Genomic DNA, 16,247 nt, shown 5'->3' on the forward strand with positions numbered 1-16,247 from the left:
CACTAAGCGGCAAGAAGGTCTTCTTCGCTGCCGACAGCCTTCTGGAACTCACGGATAGCACTGAGACAGTTCGAAAACGTTAGAGGTTCACAGATTGAACGGCGGCCGGCGGCGCGCTGGTACCAGACGGGGTCGCAGTGCTCGTCGAGCCAGCGTGATAGCGCTGCAGAATCCGAATAGCGGCTTGCCGGGGAGATGAACATGACGCGGTACCCGTCGAAGGATGCCCACGAGACCAACGCGTTCATCGCCTGGCCGTTGAGCTCTCCGATGCGCACGAGGAAACCGGTGCTTTCGAGATGCCAGGCAAAACCCCTTTCCTTCGCCTCCTGGCAAAGCGCGATTTTTTCGAACGATGAAGCGAGAACGACGAACGACGTGCGGTCAATGGCGTCCTGAACTTCGGCGTCAAGTAGAAAAGTACTCATAAAGTGTCCTCTAAACAGAAATGAATACTCCGTATAGGGAATAGTTCTCGCGTGGTCAGCGAATCCCCCGCGCGGCGGGGTGGCCGCACTGGGGCGCGTGTTTTGAGACGCAAACGAGCTATACGCGTGACACCCTTCTTCTAAAGGTTTTCATGCTCAAGTTCGTATTCATCGGCTGCGTTGTGCTGCTCCTCGTTCTACTCATCGCCAAAGCCGGCGGGGGTCGTAGTACCGTCGCGCGGGGGGCTCGCCTCACGGCAAAATCATTGCTCACGCGAAATGAGAAGCTGTTTTTTGAGCAACTCGCACGCGCCCTGCCCAGCCATTACATCTTTCCCCAGGTCTCCATGGGCGCGCTCATGACGGCCAAAGGCGGTGAAAGCGGCGACAGTGGAAAGCTGCGAAATCAGTTCAATCGCAAGATTGTCGACTTCGTGGTCGCGGACAGTAATCTGGACGTGGTCGCGCTCATCGAGCTCGACGACGCGTCTCACAACAACAAGCGGGACACGGACGCAGCCCGAGACCGGATGACCGCCGAAGCTGGCTTCGTCACCCTGCGGTACGAGAGCCGTTCCAAACCGACCGCTGAGGTATTGCGTCGCGACATCCTCAAATTGCGCCCGACGGCTGCAACCGGTAAGGCGAAGCCGTTCTAGCTGAATGGCCGCTAGCGGGATGAGCTCCACAAGGCACTGCTTGCCGCGCTCCATTGGTTTATCTTTACAAAAACGGGTAAACTTGCCTAACGTCCAGGACACCGAGTAGCCAAATGGCCTTTTTTCTGCATCCCTATGAACGCCGCTTCGATGAGACGGCGTCCGAGCGCGCCGAAGTCGAACGGCTTTATGGACTCGATGCACCCTTGCTTGCCAATCGCCTTCTCCAGCTCGCACGGTCTGCGCGGCGCTCAGAACCAGAGTGGGCCCCCGAAGACCGGGCATACGAATCACGGTTAATCTTCGGAGTGGTACCTGAGTTGGCGCGGCGGCTAGGCGGCATGACTATGCGGCTGCACGCCTTTGACCGACCGACGAGGACTCTTTCGGACTCTGCGTTGCGTATGCGGGCGGGTGACTGTCTTAGCAACATTCGGCATCGGCGTGCCGAGGGCTGGGTGCTTCTCACGCGCGACATCGAGGATGGCAATCCCGTGGGAATAGCAGCAGACCGTCTGGTTGCAGGTAGAGTTGGCGACAGTGATGACGCCTTCATTCGCCGTCTGGATGGAGTGGCCCGTGTGCGGGGCATCGAATATGAAGGCGTGTGGACACCCGAAAACTTTCGAAGGTAGCCTGAAGTTCGCCACCCAAATAGATGCAGCAGCGGCCCGCTGAAAGAAAATCCCCCAAAGTGTTGGCTCTGGGGGATTGGGGAATGAATAAGACTTTTTAAGCGACGGCCGCCGTTGAGTCGAGCTTCAGGGTGAAACTGTTACTGTCGAAGCTGTGACAGCAAAGTGACACGAGGGGCGCGGCGGGATTGCCATCCATCGAAGTCCACCATCCGGACGGCGACTCGATGATACGCTCGAGCATCGGAAGCGCATCAATAGCGCCTTTGCGGAAGTTGACTGCCGCGTCCCACGCGTAGTCGTCCGTGAGCACATAGTTGCACCTCAGGTTGGCGTACTGGCCGTTGGCCAGCGCACGTTTGACAAAAGCCAGCGTCATCTTTGCCGGCACCTTATCCAGCGGCTTGAGTTTCTTCAACGCGAACGGACTGAACACCCGGATTGATTGCTTCGGTTCGAAGTAGACGATAACCTTGTCTCGGAGACGAAGTGGGACGACCGCAGCGTGCTCGTCCCAGAGCTTGCGACTATAGTCGGTAAGCGCCTGCGGCGTCAGCTCACCGCCGATAAGGGCGCTGAGAGTATTCCAGACGACGCAGATATCGCGCTCGTCAGTCTTGAAATGCAAGTGCGGGCAGGTCTTGCCGGCGTCCAGCGCGTTGTCCAGAAGCGTTACCGTCAAGGCTTCCGCATACCGGTGATAGCGCATGTTTTGTGCTTCGAAGAAAACCGTGCCGATGTTGTTCAGCATGTCCGGAACCGCGCCGCCAATGCTAACGATGGTGTTTCTGCTCATTTTGATTGTCCTCGAGTAAAAGTGTGTCCAGCTGAGGCGTGTAGCGACTTTCGTACTTAAGCCGGGGTCACACGAAGGCTCGAGTCAACAAGTGGTACGGACGGCCGCATGGTGGCGGCGTTGGTCGCTAGACCCGCGAGTTGCCTTTGCTTAGTAAGTTGCCCAGGATTGCAGGAGTTGACACATGTCAAAGTTGACGAGCGTAGTGCACTGCAGGGAGGCGGAATACGATGTGTACATCGGCCGCGCCATGCCCGGGCTGCCGGGAAGCATTTTTGCCAATCCGTTCCGCATCGGGAAGGACGGCACGCGCGACGAGGTGGTCGAAAAACATCGAGTGTGGCTTCCCACGCAGCCCGGTATCATGGCCCGGCTCGAAGAGCTACGAGGGTTGAGGCTGGGGTGCTGGTGCAAAGGGCGAAAGACCCCGAGCGCTCGCTGCCACGGCGATAACTATGTGCTTGTGCTTCACCCGGAAGTCTCGCCGCCGGTGACTTCGGCGCCCGCCTCGCAGATGAGTTTGTTCTGAGCCCGCCAGCCCAACAACGAAGTCATACAGCGCGAGCATGCTCACGAGCGGACGGTCACCTGTTTCGAACGCGGGGGCACCCACATACTTTCCGGGTTCGGGACACTCCATTCCCGCGAGCGCAAACACCGGCCGGAAATCAACTAAATGGCGTTCTGTCCGTGTCCATTGTCAGCTCGATGCCGCTAGTGCGGCCATGCCTTCGGCAAACGCGGTTGCACCGCCGTTGGCGGGATGGCGCACGGCGCCGGCGGTAGCGACGCCCATGGCCTGCAGCAAACCCTCAGCTTTCTTGCCGACTGCAATCACCTTGGCGCGAGGAAAGGCCTCGACCAGAAGCCGCATCGCCGGAACACCGAGTTGCAGCTCGACGTTTGTCGGGGTGCGATTCGACTGGATGTCGCCGGGCTTGTGCGGGTGCATCGGCAACGCATTCCAAAGAATAGTGTGTTCGGCGATGTGAAGCCGATACAGTGCCTTCCAGACAATAGTGGCACTGGGTTCGCTGAATGGCAGTCGCCTTGTCGTAAGCCGATTGTCGAGGCGGGCTATCCGGGGTATGGCTCCCTCGAGCAACTGACGCTCGCTCGTGAACGCGATGGCGCTTCGGCGCATGCCCTGATACCCGCTCGCCTCGCCAACGACTAAAAATCGGGGCTTGCAGTCAAGGTGGGCCGCGAGCCGCTTTATCCTTTCTTCAGGGCTGTTGAAGGGGGTGTCCTCCTGGCAGACGTCTCGCCAAGGGTTGAATAGCCCTGCTACTCCGTGAGGCAGCGTTTCGACAAGGCGTTCCGCCAAGGTGAGGTCAGGCATGAGATTTTCCTTTTGTCGGTGTGCAGATTGCCTTGTGTAGGCTACCAAGCTTCGGCTAGCGCCCGCAGAGAGCGCGCCACAAGAAGCCGTCAACCGCTAGCGCAGTTTCAGGTCGCATCGATAGCCGACTTGCCGCTCGCGCTGGGCCGCCCTCACCTGTTGCCGTCTTTGAGCCAAGCTTAGCCCTGAACGACCGGGGTTTCGAAGTCAGATAACGATTGCTCCGCGTAAGCGAAGCGGGATTTAACGGACCGTCCCGCCCGGAACAGGTCCAACATCGTAGTCACTTTTGACCCCTGCAGTGGCGGCGCATCCTTGTCCTGGGCGAGGAAACGCATTGCCGAACGGGCATGGCCGGCCATTGCTCCCAGAGCTGCTCGATACAGCGAACACTCGATGCCGAAACGCAGCGCGTCGGCGACAGTTGAACCACACAGAAGGGCAAAGCCCGCCATCAAACCAGCTTCCCTCGCGTAGTAGCCATTCGCCTCGTGCCCCCTCGCTACCTTTCCGAGCAGGAAGAACAAAAAGTCGTCGTCGCGTGCCGGCGTCCATCCTCTGAGGCACAAGCAGTCGTCCGCGAAGCTGCTGTACCAGCTATAGAGCGAACCGTCGCCCAGCATTGAGAGTTCCGGATAAAGGCGACGCAATTCGGCGCCGTCCTCGAAACCGTACTCTGGCAGTTTTTCACTCAGGTCGTTCAATGACGCGAGTGAGTAGCGCACCGCATCGCGCCAGAGCTCATCACTGGCGGCGCGGGTTCTTTTTTGAGCGCGTCGTTCCTTGGCGCTCCAGCTGTTGTGGGCATTAACGAGTTCGGTGAAGGCATCTGCGCTCAGGGGCGGCAGGCCCGGGCAGTACGTGTCGACGTCCATACGCCAGAAATAAGGTGCATCCCCCTCGTCGTCAACGTCGATGAACGGTCGCGCGGGCAGTTTCTGTAGCTCGAAGCTATGCTGCAGGGTCATGGGCTGCCCCCGGTATTCGAACTGGCCTTCGCCGCGAATCACTTCGCCGACCAGCAGCTTGACCAGCGCCTTCTGCGCATCCGTCTTGCTGGCGTACGAGCCTGGCAGGAGCGCGTTGAAGGGCCGGTGGCGAATTGCCACTGCACCTTCCTTGTCGACGAGTTCGTACGGTTCGGGCACGACATCGAACGACACGACGGCAAGCTCCGGCTCGACCCAGGCCTGCGGAAGCAGCTTCGCTACCTGCACTGGGTCTACCTTGCCATCGGCGGACATGCCGGCGGCTGACACGAGGCGTACGAGTTTGTCGAAGACGAAGACCTTTCCGTCGCGCGACAGATACTGGGCATTTGGCACGCCCGGCATCGTCCGGAGTTGCTCTTTCAGCTGGTCGTTGTTTGCGAAGTAGTAGCCAGCCTCGTCGAGGAAGACGATTGGGTAAGTCATGGTACGAGGTATCCGGTAGTGAACGCGTGGTTGGGGCGGATTTGATATCGCTTTGAATTGTAAAGTAAACGAAGAAAGTGGACGACCTTTCATTTTGCAAAGGCGTACCGACAAATTGGCTCCAAGGCTTTTAGGCCGTCGCAAAGTTACTCGACGACCACCACCATTTGAGGCGCGAAAGCGGTGTTGGGGTGGCGCGCGGTCCCTCGGGGATTGCAAACCACGCGGGTGGTGCCAAGCACGTAATCGGCCGATTCATGCGCGTGCCCGTGGACCCACAGTCGGGCATTACTGTAGGCGACGAGTTCGTCGAGGTTCGAGGCGAATGATGGGTTCAGAGCAGACCCGTTATATCGGGTGGACAGCGACCTGGCCGAGGGGGCGTGGTGTGTGATGATGACCACCGGTTCGCTGTACGCGTCCTCCAATCCTCGTAAAAGCGCCCGCTTCGCTCGTGCGTGCATGCGAACGGCGTACTCAGGAGTTATTCGCGGCGCGCCTTCGTCTGTCCGCTCGCCCTCTGAAGGACCGAAGTCCGCCAGCATAGTGCCGGCGGCGTGCTTCGATATTTGTGCCATCCTGCGACCGTCAAGCTCGAAATCGGTCCAGCACGGCGTCCCAACGAAGCGGATTCCCTGAAGAACGACAGAACGGTTATGAAGAACGAGGACGTTGCTTCTCTTCGCGGCACCGAGGATTGCCTTAAGCCGGTTTGCAACGCTCCCGGGAGCTAACTCGTGGTTGCCGGGGACGTAGAGAACGGGACGCCCGGTTCTTTGAGCGTGGTCCGCGCACCACTGGATGGCGCGTTCTCCGTCGTCGAACAGGTCGCCTGCCGCAATCGTGACGTCTGCGTCCACCTCAGGTGGCAGCCATGGAGCATCGTCCATGTGCAAGTCTGAGAGAATATGGACGCGCATCGAATTTCCTCTGGGCCATTTGATAAAGGCAGACGTGACAGCAAACCGGCTAGCGGTGGGAGCGCCGGCCGGCGGTAGCAAGTTGGCGGGCAGGTTGGAATTGTAAAGGACATCATCGGGACAGGCTACGCCGTTTTGCTGGCTGTTGCGGCGTCCCGTACGCCATAAAAAAACCTCTCGCGGTGGCGAGAGGTCCGGAGAAAAATAAGGTAATCACGCAGCGTTATTGCGCTTGATGCTCCATGGCTGGGACGAACCCCATCATGGCCATCCAGCCCCTCAAGCTGTCGGCGGCGCGGTGCTTGACGTGCGCCGTCCGCAAACCGGTGGGGCCGTACTGCGTGACTGTCTGCTGCTTGTGGTCGATGACGTAACGCTTGCTTGTGTGTTTATCGACACACGTTTGGCGTTGTACGGCTCGTCGCCCGGATACTTTGGACATGGTGCGACCGTTCTTCGATACCTGCGTGGTGTCCAACATCTTGTTTTCCTTGTTGAAAGTTTGACGCGTATCAGCCGTAGCAGTTTTCCACATGTGCGAATGAATCCGCAGTGAGAAACTTCTTCAGCCACTCGCGAACCTGCGAGAACGGAAATCCTGCCTTGACGAGGTCCAGCAACTGGTTAGCCGTCGACTGAACGATGGCATCACCCTGACCCAGGGGCACGAGCGGAACGAGCACTTGCCGGTCAGTCACCGTTACCTCCTTGACATTGCCGAGCGCAAACTGCTTTTCGGCTAGGGGAAGCGGTGCCTGGTCCTCTTGTGAGTGCTCAGCCTTGCGTTTGGGCAACACAAACCCTTTATGGTGCTCCTTGAGCGCCGCGACGATGGCCTGGTGGAGGGCCGGCGACGGGTCATAGATGTCCACAGCGATGACGTTCACACCCCGGCCTGTGTCATATCGTACGTTCGGCTTACGCTCTGCACAAGCTTCGAGCAGACGGTCGCGTAGAGCCGGCGACTGCGTACGAATCACCCAGGAACCTCCGCGTAGACGGGGTCCCGCGTCTTTCCAGCCGAGTTCCTTTGCAGCTGCGAGATACTCGTTCCAGAGTTCGTGAGCCGGGTAAACATGGCCGAATCGGCGCAGCTCCCCCTCGGGTTTGCCCGTGACCTCGAGCTCAGGCTTCCAGTACTCGGCATACTCATGCTCGCCCTTGTAGCTGAAAACGCGTGCGCCGGCGTTGCATGCATAGCGAAGACCGTCGAAGAACGCGCGGAGCTTCTGGTACTGCTTCGCGAAGGGGTGGCCGTTGCTGGCCATGAATTCGGTGTCCGACCGCTCCGTCTGGTTGAAGCTGCAGTACCGCGTGTGTGCTTCCTGAAGCGCTGCTAGCGCCGCTTTCGAAATTTTTGCCATTTTTGATGTCCTCAGTTGGAAGTTTTCGTCAAGACGGCGCGCGCCGCCTGATGTCACTACTTCCGAGTATAGATAGGCAGTCAGCGGTGGCTACACTCAGCAAGGGCGTGCGAGTCCTTCTCGGTCGGAACCTTCTGGTTTTGGAAAATCTCGCGCATCAGTACCGCACAGCACCTGACATCCGGGTCTTGCGTTCTTCACAAGCCGACCACTGAGGGCAACACATTGGGCAAGACCCATTTTTTCAGGATATTTGACATGAATGATACACAAGGCATCAAAGACCGCGCCAACCTTCTGCTGAAGCATCTGCAGGACGCCGGAGTGGTTCTTCCGCGTACGAAAGCGTTGGCGGTCATCTCGAAACTCGACGGCTACCGCAGCTATAACGCGGCACTCCAAGGGAAACCGCGCGCCGCGCGTGCCACAGGCACCGCCGACTGGACCCCGCGCCTGAAGACGGAGAGCTTTCTTCATCCGGATGTGGTCGCCGACTACGCTGCAAACGGCGGCTGCCACTGCCCCTACTGCGGAAGCAAAAGAGTCTTCGACGAGCAGGACAGCAATGCGGACGAATTGACGTGGGACCTTCTCGTAGGATGCGAGGACTGCGGCCAAAAATGGTGGGCGACGTACCAACTGGCCAAAATCGATGGTCTGCGCATCTCGGAGGATGAATCTGCCCGCTACATCAAAGAGGGCGGCTGTCCTCACTGTCACAACAGAGAAGGCGGCTACGACTATGGCGCCGTGCACTTCGGCTCCTCTGCGTACCAGCGGGTCACCTGCAACAGCTGCAAGGGTGATTGGATGGAAATCCACCGCCTCAGCGGGTTCGCGGAAGATGAAGCGGATTAGACACACCGGTAAGTGATTCAAACGGAGCCTTCTTCACAGGGGCTCCGTTTTTCTTTGCGCCCTGCCTGCCGCCGCATAGAAGGAGGAAGCATTGGTGGCTCGATGCGTTGCGTGCTCAACCTATACTCCGTGAACGCGCCGACCCTTCGCGACGCAAACTTGACGCCATTTTCTGCAGATGCCCGTTATTCCGCCGATACCCGCTTCAATCCTCGACCTGGGGCTTCTCGTCTGCCTTGGCGTCGGTGCCCACTACGCTTCGCTGAAATGGAAGCGGTGCCAAAAATTGCTCGTGTGGGGCACGTTACCCCTCGCTGCTGTCGCCTTCGTCGCGACTATCCCCATGTACCTCTTCTGGGGGCACGACGACCTTAGTATTCTTGACTGGCCGTTGCGCTTTGGCGCCACCTTGTTCAGCGTCGGCATCGGGGGAATGACCGCTGATTACAGCGATGAAGATTAGTGTGTACGCCAGCCGTTAATTGGCAACCGCACGCAATTGCCACTGCACCCTGCCTGGTCGCATCATCCGGAAATATGGCGAACGTCGGTGCCATCGGGTCGAAAATTGTTAAGTCAGGGAACAGGGCGCAAGCGAGTAAATCCTTTGCAAAACATCGACGCGCCGATATACTTTTGTGAAGGCGAGCGCTCCGGTGCCCTGGTGCCGTGATTGCGCTCAATCAAGGTCGAAAACTACCCGCCATCGGTCGGCGGTGTTCATTCGTCCGCCTCGGAAAGTGGCAGATGAACATGAGCGTTTCAGGACATAAAGATGAAAAAGGTGCTGGTTATTTACCACGCTGGCCGTTGCATCGACGGCTTCACAGCGGCCTGGGCTGCGTGGCTTAAGTTCCGCGACTGTGCTGAGTATGTCGCAGCGAACTACGACGACGCGCCGCCGGACGTGACCGGTCGGGAGGTCTACATCCTCGACTTTTCGTACTCTGCAGCTGTCCTCCACGCGATGGGGGCCGTGGCCACGAGCCTCGTAGTCCTTGACCATCACAAGGGCGCGGAGGAGGCTGTGCGCTCCATCGCGGGCGGGCATTACGATGCGCACCGCTCGGGAGCGCGCCTCGCGTGGGACCATTTCCATGGCGTGGGCGCGCGCCGCCCGGTGCTCATCGACCTCGTCGAAGACGAAGACCTCTATCTTTTCAAGGACACGCGGACGCGCGCCGTGATGGCGCGTCTACGCGCCGGCGAGCACACGTTCGAGCGCTGGTCAGACTTCGCGGGGGAAGTCGAATATGCGAAGTGTCAGCCTGTGGAGAGCACGGAGACCGCCGATGCGGCGCGCCTGACCCTGCTCGAGTCTCTGCATAAGGAATCGCTCGAACAGCGCTACCCGGTCATGCTTGCTGGCATAAAGGGTCTCGCCTGCAATGCACCGCGTGCCTTTCGTAATGAAATCGGGTCGGCGTTGGCCGCAGAGTCGGGCACCTTTGGGCTCGTGTGGTACACCGGTGGCGCGGAAATCTTCGCCAGCGTACGCGGTGTGCAGGGCAATGGCTGCGACTGCATCCAAATTGCGAAGCGCTACGGTGGGAGTGGCCACGAGAGCGCGTCAGGATTCAAGCTCGCCCTGACGGCGCAAAATCTTGCCATTGTGTCCGGTATGCTGGAGGACTGATGCCGATGGCCAACGAAAACAGCTTCCCTTGCGCAAGTTCGCCTGCTCCCCATCATTTCGAGCACATTTCCTTCGCTGTCTGCCCGCGTGACGCCGTGACAGAAGATGGTGTCGCCTACGTTGAAGCGCAGGTCCTGCCGCTGCTGGGTGGCCGGCCGTTGGTTGGCCGGGACAATCCCGTGGTGTTCGATGCAGCATCTGTCCTTGGCCATGGCATTCGCGACACCGAATTCTGGCCGTTTACGTGCAGCTGCGGCGTACCTGAGTGCGTCGGACAAAACGAGCCGATAGCGATGAAGGTGGACGACACGGTCGTGATGTGGTTTGTGTCGGAAGAAGGAATTGCCTCGCGCTCGGCCGATATGGTAGAGGGACTGACTGGCCCTTGCGAGTTGCGCTTTCAACGCACGCAGTATGAAAGTGCGCTGGAGGACCTGAAGCAAACATTGTTGCAGCTGGAACAAGACCGTCGGCTCCCCGTCGCATTCTTCCCGGGCAAACTGTATGCGCATAACCTGGTTGACACGGTGTCTGAGCGCATTGAGAGAGCTGCAGAACGATTCGCCCAAAGAGACAGGGAGGCGCAGGAACGTCTGGAACTCTTCGGGGACTTGCTGCCCCTCGAGGTCCATGTCACGTTTTCGAACCGCGCGCGCTTTTCCTTCAGCGTTGAGAATCTGGCGTGGCTTTACGCCGGTCGTCATGACGTTGAACGGCCTCAGTCAGAACTCGACGAAGTCCTCCAGGAGACCGTGGCGGTGTTCAAGCGCGACAGGGGCGCCATCATCGCCGCAGCGCGTTCGCTTCCCTATTCCGCACTGGCTGATGTTACGTGGCTCATCACGCGCGGGGTTGACAACTGGGAGGAGCTTGCCGTTCTCGAGGCGGAGGAGCTTGAACCGCTTTGGCCTGAGGCTGTTCTCGAGATAGTGGGGCCGCTTCCGAACGGGACATAAAAGACGCGTGGCGCAGTGCTATACAGGGCGCTGCGCCTATATTTCGGGCAGCAGGAAGCGCAATACTTTAGCGAGTAGCTTCCCTCGCTTAACATTGGAGTCAATCCCAAGTGAGTAAAGCAGCAACAGTTGCACACGTAGTTAAGAGTAAAACGCAGAAAGGACGCCGTCGGCCGGGCTACATCCATGTATGGGTCGAGTCCGAGCAGTATCCGCGCTATTTCTCGGACACCTTTACGGTCGATGAAGCCAAAGCTTCCCTCGAGCGCACAGGTATCTGCTGCGCGCAATTGCAGGTAAAAGAACGGCCTGCCCTCGCCCTTCAGGGGGTCTAAGCCAGGCGTCGGAGGCGAGGCCCACTCGCCTTCGACGTCGTCGTGTCGGTCGTCACGGGACTACCACGCCCAACTCTTCCCGCCACTCCGGCGTTCGCTTCCTCCCTATCTCTCCTGTGTGAAGAAGCCCTTGCTCAAGCAATGCCGGTGAAGCAGTAGGCCTGTGCGCGATGCGCCACCATTAGCGCAGAAGATGCTCGAGAGCTGACAAGACATCCAGCGCACTCGCGCAGGCCAGCGCTACGCCCCACACTGCGTTGGCGCAAGGATTGTTTAGCTTTCTCGTCTTGATTGAGTTCAGAAAAAGCCCGGCGGCCCCGGCGAGTGCAATACCGCCGGCGAGCAGCGCAAGTCCTGGGTTGTAGCGGCTGAGGCCTGGAAGCCATCGCCACACCATCGGGACAATCACCACGGTCGCAAAGAGACACACGAGTACGACTTCGAATACGGGGATTCGTGTGCGTGCCGCGTGCTTAGTAGCCCCTTCCGGAGCGGTGGCGGTCGACAAACGGATTTGCGTAACGGCGTGCATGCAGACACCCTAAAAAGAAAAACGGCTCCGGTCTAGTTATCCTCTTTATCCAAGCGTCCTGCTTGTCGTCCCTTCGCGTCATCAAGTGAACGGTCGACGCTGGCCCTTTTTGTTCGTGTCAACCGGGCGACAAGGCACTGCGTTGTAAAGGGGTCTCTTACTATTCAATAACTTAACCGCGAATGGAAGACTTCGACGCCCTTGGGCGAGCGATAGCCGAATATCTTCCGCGTCAGCCGCCGTTGCCTGACGCTATCGCTGCACGCCTGGTTGCTTCTCGCTACGCCGCTCTCACCGCGCGCAAAAACCCCACAAAAAATAGGGGAGAATGGCTAAAACACCCCGCTATACGGTTTGCTTCTGGCTTTGCGCTCGCCTCACTCGTTTGGTTTTCAGTTGGCGTGCGGATGGCCGGACAACCGGCCGCGCCCGGTGCTTTGCAAAAGGCGGAGATAACAGAAGTCGCCGATTGTTCAGCGCTTGACTATGGTTCGCTGGATGCGGAAGGCGACCGGATGCTTATCAAATTCAGAGAAACCGAAAAATCTTTTGAAAATGATGTCAACCGGCCCGCGCATGACGCGTTATAGCAAGTAGCCGACGCAAAAAAGCTTGACGTCGTACCCTTTCCCTCTCTGGAGATTTACATGAAGAAGATTGTCGCAGCACTGGTCGCTTCCCTGTTCGCCGCTGGCGCGTTCGCTCAAGCTTCGGCACCCGTCGCAGCAAAGGTAGCCGCTCCGGCAGCTGCCTCGACGACGGCTCCGGCTGCTCAAGCAGCTTCGGAAGTGTCGGCAAAGCCGGCGCACAAGTCGCACAAGGCTCACAAGGCCCACAAGAAGGCAGTGAAGGCTGCTGCGTCGGAAGCAGGCGCATCGGCTGCTGAAGGCGCGTCGGCTGCTAAGTAAGCGGCACTCGTCGACTCAGAAAAACCCGCCCGCGAGGCGGGTTTTTCTTTTGTGGGGTCCGGGCTTAACAGACATCCTGTGGGCGCAGCATCACGCGAGAAGGTGGCCGCGCTGTGAGGGGCAGTGTTCGGAACTTCGTAGGAGCGAAAGCAATCGGAGGGATAAGGCAAGCGAGGAATTGCCGGGGTCTTTAACGCAGTCCCGGCCCTGCGACGGACGTTTTGTTTCAAGGGAAGACAGTCCGCCCACTACTCCCGCTACCGGTCAACAGGGTTGCTGGTTCTTTCTATAGCAACATCCTTGCAGCCACCTGACGAACTGTTGTTTTATGGGGACGGTTCAGGGTGCTGCAGATGGTGCGCTGGCTCCGGGCGTAGCTGACGCAGCAAGGGTTGCGGGCACAGGTGTTCCTCCCGGCTGGGACGCTGGATGAGCGGCAGCCGCTTTCGGGTGCGCGTGCTTAACCTGGTCAGTCAGAATTCGGTATTCCGCATTGAGTGCGCGATAGTCCGTGAGAATCCTACGTTTCAGGTTTTCCTGCGCCCGGTCACTGTCTTTTCGGCATGCCAGGTACTTGTCTTCAGTAGTTGCGGCGTCGACGCACGCCTTGGCAGTCACGAGCAATGCGATACGCGCACCGTAGTTTCTCGACTCTAACGTCTTGCGTCGTTCGAAGAGCGCTGCTGCTCTTTCGTGCACCCCCGCGTGCAAAGTGACGACGGCGGCCGACGCGGGCGACGTTGGCGCAGCCGGCCGATTTCCAGCAGTCAGGGTACTGGCCGAGGTCGGCGTGGAAGGCGCGGCCGAGACGGCGCTCAGCCCGAATAGTGCGGCAAGCGCTGAGAATAGATATTTCACTAAAACCTCCCGGAAGGAGCCGGCTTTGCCAAGCAATTGCCGACTTTACAAAACATGGTGTGAATTGTTAAGATTCTAGCGCACCGCTCCCTCTCCCGCGCGCCGGCCAAAAATGTATTTTCACCGGCAGCCTCTTTTTGCACATTGACACCCGCATTGACACCCCTATGAACAACGACTTCCCAATCCCTTCCCGACTCTCTCAACGCATCGCCACAGAAGTGGCCGAAGGCGTTGCCCGTCTCAGCAGCGTAGGGAAGGCGGTAGCGCTTTTCGGCAGCGCGCGCGTGGCGCCCGATACGCCGGTCTATCAGGCCGCACGTGCGACGGCATACCTGCTCGCCGAGCGAGGTATCGCGGTCATTACCGGCGGCGGCCCAGGCGTGATGGAGGCGGCCAATCGTGGCGCGCAAGAAGGCACCAGCATTGGGTTAAACATCGTTCTGCCTAATGAGCAGAAAGGAAATCCCTTCCAAAACATATCGCTCGACTTCAACCACTTCGCTTCCCGTAAAGTGATTTTTTGCAGGCAATCCTCTGCATTCGTGGTGTTCGCGGGGGGAGTCGGCACGCTGGACGAACTCAGCGAAGTTCTGACCTTGATTCAGACAGGGAAGATGCCGAAAGTGCCCGTCATCCTGTATGACACCGCATTTTGGGCCGGCCTCGTCGAATGGATGCGCGACCAGATGCTTTCGCAGCGGCTTATCGGTCCGCTTGATATGGATTTGTTGAGCTATGCTGACTCGCCGGCCGAAGTGCTGGAGAAGCTCGGGCTCGATTAACGACTGCGAAGCGGGGGACCCTCCGGCTCATTGGTGGGCCGGTCCCTGGCATCTGGCGGGGGTGGAAAAAAGGCGAACCTCGAAGTGAGGCTCGCCTTTTTCAGTACTGCGGGCTGTTATCCGCCTCGCGCGTCGCGCCGTGCGCCCGCTTTACGGGCTTTGAACACGCCTTTGATTTGCGGGTTCTTGTTGGAGCGGTCCTGCACTTGGCCCGCCGGCTGCTTCGGGTTCGATTGGTCAGCGTGCGCGTTCACGATGGCGCGCGCCGTTGCCATTCCGTCAGGCTGTTCCGATTCGTCCTCGTCGGCGTCCGTTGCACGCTGCGGTGAAGGCACACTGGGGTCGACGTCATTTATGGAGAACAGGTGGCTGCCAAAGGACGGCTCCGCGCGTTCAGCCATTGGCGCAGGGTTCTTCGGTGCGAATGCCTTCTGCCCGAGGGGGCTGCCCTTCTGGTCGGGTTGCGATGTCTCCGCGTTTTGCACGTTCAACAGAGTGTTGCCCGTCGGCGCCTTGTTCTGGTCCAGCGGTGCCTGCTTTTTCGCTTCCTTGCGCGCGACCTTCGCTTGCTGAGCTGAGTCCTTTTCGGCTCTGGCCGCCGCCTTCGCGGCAGCTTTGGCCTCGGCCTTGCTTGCCTTTTCCGCAGCCTTCGCCTCCGCCCTGGCAGTGGCCTTCAACGCCGCCGTCGCCTTGCTTGCCGAAAGTTTCTGGGCAGCAGCGTGGCCCAGACGCACCAGATGCCTCACAGCCATGCTGCCCAGGAAAAGCGTCGGTGCGATAAGGCTCAGGAACGGGCGCTTATGAACGAGGTCCGCTACGACTGCTGGCAAAAAGACCAACCCCAGAACGATTTCGAACTTCTGCAAAATCGTACCGAGGTTCCAGAACAGCCAGCTTGCGAGCTGCAGCTTGCGCTCCTTGGCAGCGAGCCACGTGAGCTTCCAGCGCATGCGCTTGAGCTGCGGCGGCATGCTCGGAATTTCCTCGTAACGGTAATGGGAGACGAGATAGGCGACGGCCGCCTCTTCATATTGCTCGGGGGTGACGTTCTCGCGGCCGGCGTGCTCGAAAAAGATTTCCCAGGCTTCGCGCGCGTCTTCATGCTGGTTGGCGTTCCACAGGATGAGCGCCCCGCGCGAGTACGCTAGCAGCTCGCCGGCGTCAGCGGCGCGGATGTAGAACTGCAGCGCCTCCTGTTTGTCGCGTTTCTCGATAAGGGTCGCCGCGAGGAACATCGCCTCGGGGTTGCCGAGCTCGGCGGCGCGGCGCAACAACGAAAGAGCACGGGTTTCATCCTTGAGCGTCACAAGGGAGCCTTGCAAATACTCGCGACCTTTCTGCAGAAGCTCGACCGAGACCAGCTCGCTGGGCGTGTTTTCAGTAAGGTGCTTGTGCAGGTCGTCCAGAAACTGGGTTGCTTCGGGCAGGCTGCAGCGGAAGAACTCGCGTGCCTTACTGATGCGCAGACCCGACTCTTCCAGCGCCTGGTGAATCATGCGCTCGGCGACGTGGCAGTCCGGGAAAGCCTTGTAGTATGCGAGGTCAAAAGGTGTGGGCACGCCTGTAGCCCCGGAGATTTCAGCAAGGCGCTCCTGCGGCGAGCGGGTTGTCTTGCCAATCTTGACCTGCCCCGGAATCGAGGGGTTCGTGAGGATATAAACGTAGCCAAAGGTGCTGCTGTCGATGTTCGTGTCCATGCTGAGTCCAGTGCGGAGGATTGCACCATGTAGCACACGGTTTTAGCTTTGTTATCAACATTTTTCGCCGGATATCGCAGCTGGCCGGCTCCGTGCGCGCCGGCCAGTTTTGCGGGCAATGAA

General features: G+C 59.2%; 20 protein-coding genes. 11 read left to right on the top strand and 9 right to left on the bottom strand.

Translation table 11 applies throughout. From position 1 onward, the window contains the following. Positions 1 to 2: 2 nt before the first annotated feature. Positions 3 to 428 carry a hypothetical protein gene (locus F6X40_RS10860; RefSeq protein WP_187627829.1) on the bottom strand — a complete coding sequence of 142 codons (426 nt, stop codon included), beginning with the start codon at positions 426 to 428 and terminating at the stop codon, positions 3 to 5. Between the two features lie 152 nt (positions 429 to 580). Here F6X40_RS10860 and F6X40_RS10865 point away from each other — a divergent pair, with 152 nt between their 5' ends. After that, positions 581 to 1,087: a DUF2726 domain-containing protein gene (locus F6X40_RS10865; protein WP_187627830.1), complete on the top strand. Its 507-nt coding sequence runs from the start codon at positions 581 to 583 to the stop codon at positions 1,085 to 1,087. Between the two features lie 113 nt (positions 1,088 to 1,200). Continuing rightward, complete coding sequence (locus F6X40_RS41840) at positions 1,201 to 1,722, top strand: hypothetical protein (RefSeq protein WP_222946043.1); 522 nt, start codon at positions 1,201 to 1,203, stop codon at positions 1,720 to 1,722. A gap of 97 nt (positions 1,723 to 1,819) precedes the next feature. Here F6X40_RS41840 and F6X40_RS10870 read toward each other — a convergent pair whose 3' ends face one another. Next, positions 1,820 to 2,518 (bottom strand): hypothetical protein, encoded by a 699-nt coding sequence (locus F6X40_RS10870; protein WP_187627831.1) that lies wholly within the window; start codon positions 2,516 to 2,518, stop codon positions 1,820 to 1,822. Positions 2,519 to 2,702: 184 nt separating this feature from the next. On the opposite strand from F6X40_RS10870, the gene F6X40_RS10875 reads away from it, so the two are divergent. Then, entirely contained in the window at positions 2,703 to 3,047 is a 345-nt protein-coding gene (locus tag F6X40_RS10875; protein WP_187627832.1) for a DUF4326 domain-containing protein, read from the top strand. A 171-nt stretch (positions 3,048 to 3,218) separates the two neighbouring features. On the opposite strand, the gene F6X40_RS10880 is transcribed toward F6X40_RS10875, so the two are convergent. The 5 genes from F6X40_RS10880 to F6X40_RS10900 all read right to left on the bottom strand — a co-directional run bounded on the left by F6X40_RS10880 (position 3,219) and on the right by F6X40_RS10900 (position 7,559). Then, on the bottom strand, positions 3,219 to 3,860 hold the full coding sequence (locus F6X40_RS10880) for a uracil-DNA glycosylase (RefSeq protein WP_187627833.1): 642 nt from the start codon (positions 3,858 to 3,860) through the stop codon (positions 3,219 to 3,221). 179 nt (positions 3,861 to 4,039) lie between these two features. Beyond that, positions 4,040 to 5,275 (bottom strand): hypothetical protein, encoded by a 1,236-nt coding sequence (locus F6X40_RS10885; protein ID WP_187627834.1) that lies wholly within the window; start codon positions 5,273 to 5,275, stop codon positions 4,040 to 4,042. Positions 5,276 to 5,421: 146 nt separating this feature from the next. Continuing rightward, positions 5,422 to 6,195 carry a metallophosphoesterase gene (locus F6X40_RS10890; RefSeq protein WP_187627835.1) on the bottom strand — a complete coding sequence of 258 codons (774 nt, stop codon included), beginning with the start codon at positions 6,193 to 6,195 and terminating at the stop codon, positions 5,422 to 5,424. Between the two features lie 223 nt (positions 6,196 to 6,418). Next, complete coding sequence (locus F6X40_RS10895; RefSeq protein WP_187627836.1) at positions 6,419 to 6,676, bottom strand: hypothetical protein; 258 nt, start codon at positions 6,674 to 6,676, stop codon at positions 6,419 to 6,421. Positions 6,677 to 6,707: 31 nt separating this feature from the next. Beyond that, the gene (locus F6X40_RS10900; RefSeq protein ID WP_187627837.1) at positions 6,708 to 7,559 is read right to left on the bottom strand and encodes a hypothetical protein; all 852 of its coding nucleotides are present in this window, start codon (positions 7,557 to 7,559) and stop codon (positions 6,708 to 6,710) included. Positions 7,560 to 7,817: 258 nt separating this feature from the next. Here F6X40_RS10900 and F6X40_RS10905 point away from each other — a divergent pair, with 258 nt between their 5' ends. From F6X40_RS10905 to F6X40_RS10925, 5 genes are all read left to right on the top strand, one after another. Then, positions 7,818 to 8,417, top strand: coding sequence for a hypothetical protein (locus tag F6X40_RS10905; RefSeq protein ID WP_187627838.1), 600 nt, complete (start codon positions 7,818 to 7,820; stop codon positions 8,415 to 8,417). 178 nt (positions 8,418 to 8,595) lie between these two features. Continuing rightward, the gene (locus tag F6X40_RS10910) at positions 8,596 to 8,880 is read left to right on the top strand and encodes a hypothetical protein (protein WP_187627839.1); all 285 of its coding nucleotides are present in this window, start codon (positions 8,596 to 8,598) and stop codon (positions 8,878 to 8,880) included. Between the two features lie 312 nt (positions 8,881 to 9,192). After that, positions 9,193 to 10,053 carry a hypothetical protein gene (locus F6X40_RS10915; protein ID WP_187627840.1) on the top strand — a complete coding sequence of 287 codons (861 nt, stop codon included), beginning with the start codon at positions 9,193 to 9,195 and terminating at the stop codon, positions 10,051 to 10,053. After that, on the top strand, positions 10,053 to 11,009 hold the full coding sequence (locus tag F6X40_RS10920) for a hypothetical protein (protein WP_187627841.1): 957 nt from the start codon (positions 10,053 to 10,055) through the stop codon (positions 11,007 to 11,009). Before F6X40_RS10915 ends, F6X40_RS10920 begins: the two co-directional genes overlap by 1 nt. A gap of 110 nt (positions 11,010 to 11,119) precedes the next feature. Further along, positions 11,120 to 11,344, top strand: coding sequence for a hypothetical protein (locus F6X40_RS10925; protein WP_187627842.1), 225 nt, complete (start codon positions 11,120 to 11,122; stop codon positions 11,342 to 11,344). Positions 11,345 to 11,525: 181 nt separating this feature from the next. Here F6X40_RS10925 and F6X40_RS10930 read toward each other — a convergent pair whose 3' ends face one another. Beyond that, the gene (locus tag F6X40_RS10930) at positions 11,526 to 11,876 is read right to left on the bottom strand and encodes a hypothetical protein (RefSeq protein ID WP_187627843.1); all 351 of its coding nucleotides are present in this window, start codon (positions 11,874 to 11,876) and stop codon (positions 11,526 to 11,528) included. Positions 11,877 to 12,058: 182 nt separating this feature from the next. Here F6X40_RS10930 and F6X40_RS10935 point away from each other — a divergent pair, with 182 nt between their 5' ends. From F6X40_RS10935 to F6X40_RS10945, 3 genes are all read left to right on the top strand, one after another. After that, positions 12,059 to 12,466, top strand: a complete 408-nt coding sequence (locus F6X40_RS10935; RefSeq protein WP_187627844.1) for a hypothetical protein — start codon at positions 12,059 to 12,061, stop codon at positions 12,464 to 12,466. Between the two features lie 57 nt (positions 12,467 to 12,523). Continuing rightward, the gene (locus F6X40_RS10940) at positions 12,524 to 12,784 is read left to right on the top strand and encodes a hypothetical protein (protein WP_187627845.1); all 261 of its coding nucleotides are present in this window, start codon (positions 12,524 to 12,526) and stop codon (positions 12,782 to 12,784) included. 1,025 nt (positions 12,785 to 13,809) lie between these two features. Beyond that, positions 13,810 to 14,427 (top strand): TIGR00730 family Rossman fold protein, encoded by a 618-nt coding sequence (locus F6X40_RS10945; protein ID WP_187627846.1) that lies wholly within the window; start codon positions 13,810 to 13,812, stop codon positions 14,425 to 14,427. Positions 14,428 to 14,543: 116 nt separating this feature from the next. Here the strand turns inward: F6X40_RS10945 and F6X40_RS10950 are convergent, their stop codons facing one another. Further along, positions 14,544 to 16,124: a GIY-YIG nuclease family protein gene (locus tag F6X40_RS10950; RefSeq protein ID WP_187627847.1), complete on the bottom strand. Its 1,581-nt coding sequence runs from the start codon at positions 16,122 to 16,124 to the stop codon at positions 14,544 to 14,546. Positions 16,125 to 16,247: the final 123 nt, after the last annotated feature.

This window comes from Paraburkholderia sp. UCT31, assembly GCF_014397655.1.
GTDB classification, from domain to species: Bacteria; Pseudomonadota; Gammaproteobacteria; order Burkholderiales; family Burkholderiaceae; genus Paraburkholderia; species Paraburkholderia tuberum.

Excerpts from the sequence above, each read along its gene's own strand:
- F6X40_RS10860 (WP_187627829.1), bottom strand. The coding sequence starts at position 428 with ATGAGTACTTTTCTACTTGACGCCGAAGTTCAGGACGCCATTGACCGC.
- F6X40_RS10865 (WP_187627830.1), top strand. The coding sequence starts at position 581 with ATGCTCAAGTTCGTATTCATCGGCTGCGTTGTGCTGCTCCTCGTTCTA.
- F6X40_RS41840 (WP_222946043.1), top strand. The coding sequence starts at position 1,201 with ATGGCCTTTTTTCTGCATCCCTATGAACGCCGCTTCGATGAGACGGCG.
- F6X40_RS10870 (WP_187627831.1), bottom strand. The coding sequence starts at position 2,518 with ATGAGCAGAAACACCATCGTTAGCATTGGCGGCGCGGTTCCGGACATG.
- F6X40_RS10875 (WP_187627832.1), top strand. The coding sequence starts at position 2,703 with ATGTCAAAGTTGACGAGCGTAGTGCACTGCAGGGAGGCGGAATACGAT.
- F6X40_RS10880 (WP_187627833.1), bottom strand. The coding sequence starts at position 3,860 with ATGCCTGACCTCACCTTGGCGGAACGCCTTGTCGAAACGCTGCCTCAC.
- F6X40_RS10885 (WP_187627834.1), bottom strand. The coding sequence starts at position 5,275 with ATGACTTACCCAATCGTCTTCCTCGACGAGGCTGGCTACTACTTCGCA.
- F6X40_RS10890 (WP_187627835.1), bottom strand. The coding sequence starts at position 6,195 with ATGCGCGTCCATATTCTCTCAGACTTGCACATGGACGATGCTCCATGG.
- F6X40_RS10895 (WP_187627836.1), bottom strand. The coding sequence starts at position 6,676 with ATGTTGGACACCACGCAGGTATCGAAGAACGGTCGCACCATGTCCAAA.
- F6X40_RS10900 (WP_187627837.1), bottom strand. The coding sequence starts at position 7,559 with ATGGCAAAAATTTCGAAAGCGGCGCTAGCAGCGCTTCAGGAAGCACAC.
- F6X40_RS10905 (WP_187627838.1), top strand. The coding sequence starts at position 7,818 with ATGAATGATACACAAGGCATCAAAGACCGCGCCAACCTTCTGCTGAAG.
- F6X40_RS10910 (WP_187627839.1), top strand. The coding sequence starts at position 8,596 with ATGCCCGTTATTCCGCCGATACCCGCTTCAATCCTCGACCTGGGGCTT.
- F6X40_RS10915 (WP_187627840.1), top strand. The coding sequence starts at position 9,193 with ATGAAAAAGGTGCTGGTTATTTACCACGCTGGCCGTTGCATCGACGGC.
- F6X40_RS10920 (WP_187627841.1), top strand. The coding sequence starts at position 10,053 with ATGCCGATGGCCAACGAAAACAGCTTCCCTTGCGCAAGTTCGCCTGCT.
- F6X40_RS10930 (WP_187627843.1), bottom strand. The coding sequence starts at position 11,876 with ATGCACGCCGTTACGCAAATCCGTTTGTCGACCGCCACCGCTCCGGAA.
- F6X40_RS10935 (WP_187627844.1), top strand. The coding sequence starts at position 12,059 with ATGGAAGACTTCGACGCCCTTGGGCGAGCGATAGCCGAATATCTTCCG.
- F6X40_RS10940 (WP_187627845.1), top strand. The coding sequence starts at position 12,524 with ATGAAGAAGATTGTCGCAGCACTGGTCGCTTCCCTGTTCGCCGCTGGC.
- F6X40_RS10945 (WP_187627846.1), top strand. The coding sequence starts at position 13,810 with ATGAACAACGACTTCCCAATCCCTTCCCGACTCTCTCAACGCATCGCC.
- F6X40_RS10950 (WP_187627847.1), bottom strand. The coding sequence starts at position 16,124 with ATGGACACGAACATCGACAGCAGCACCTTTGGCTACGTTTATATCCTC.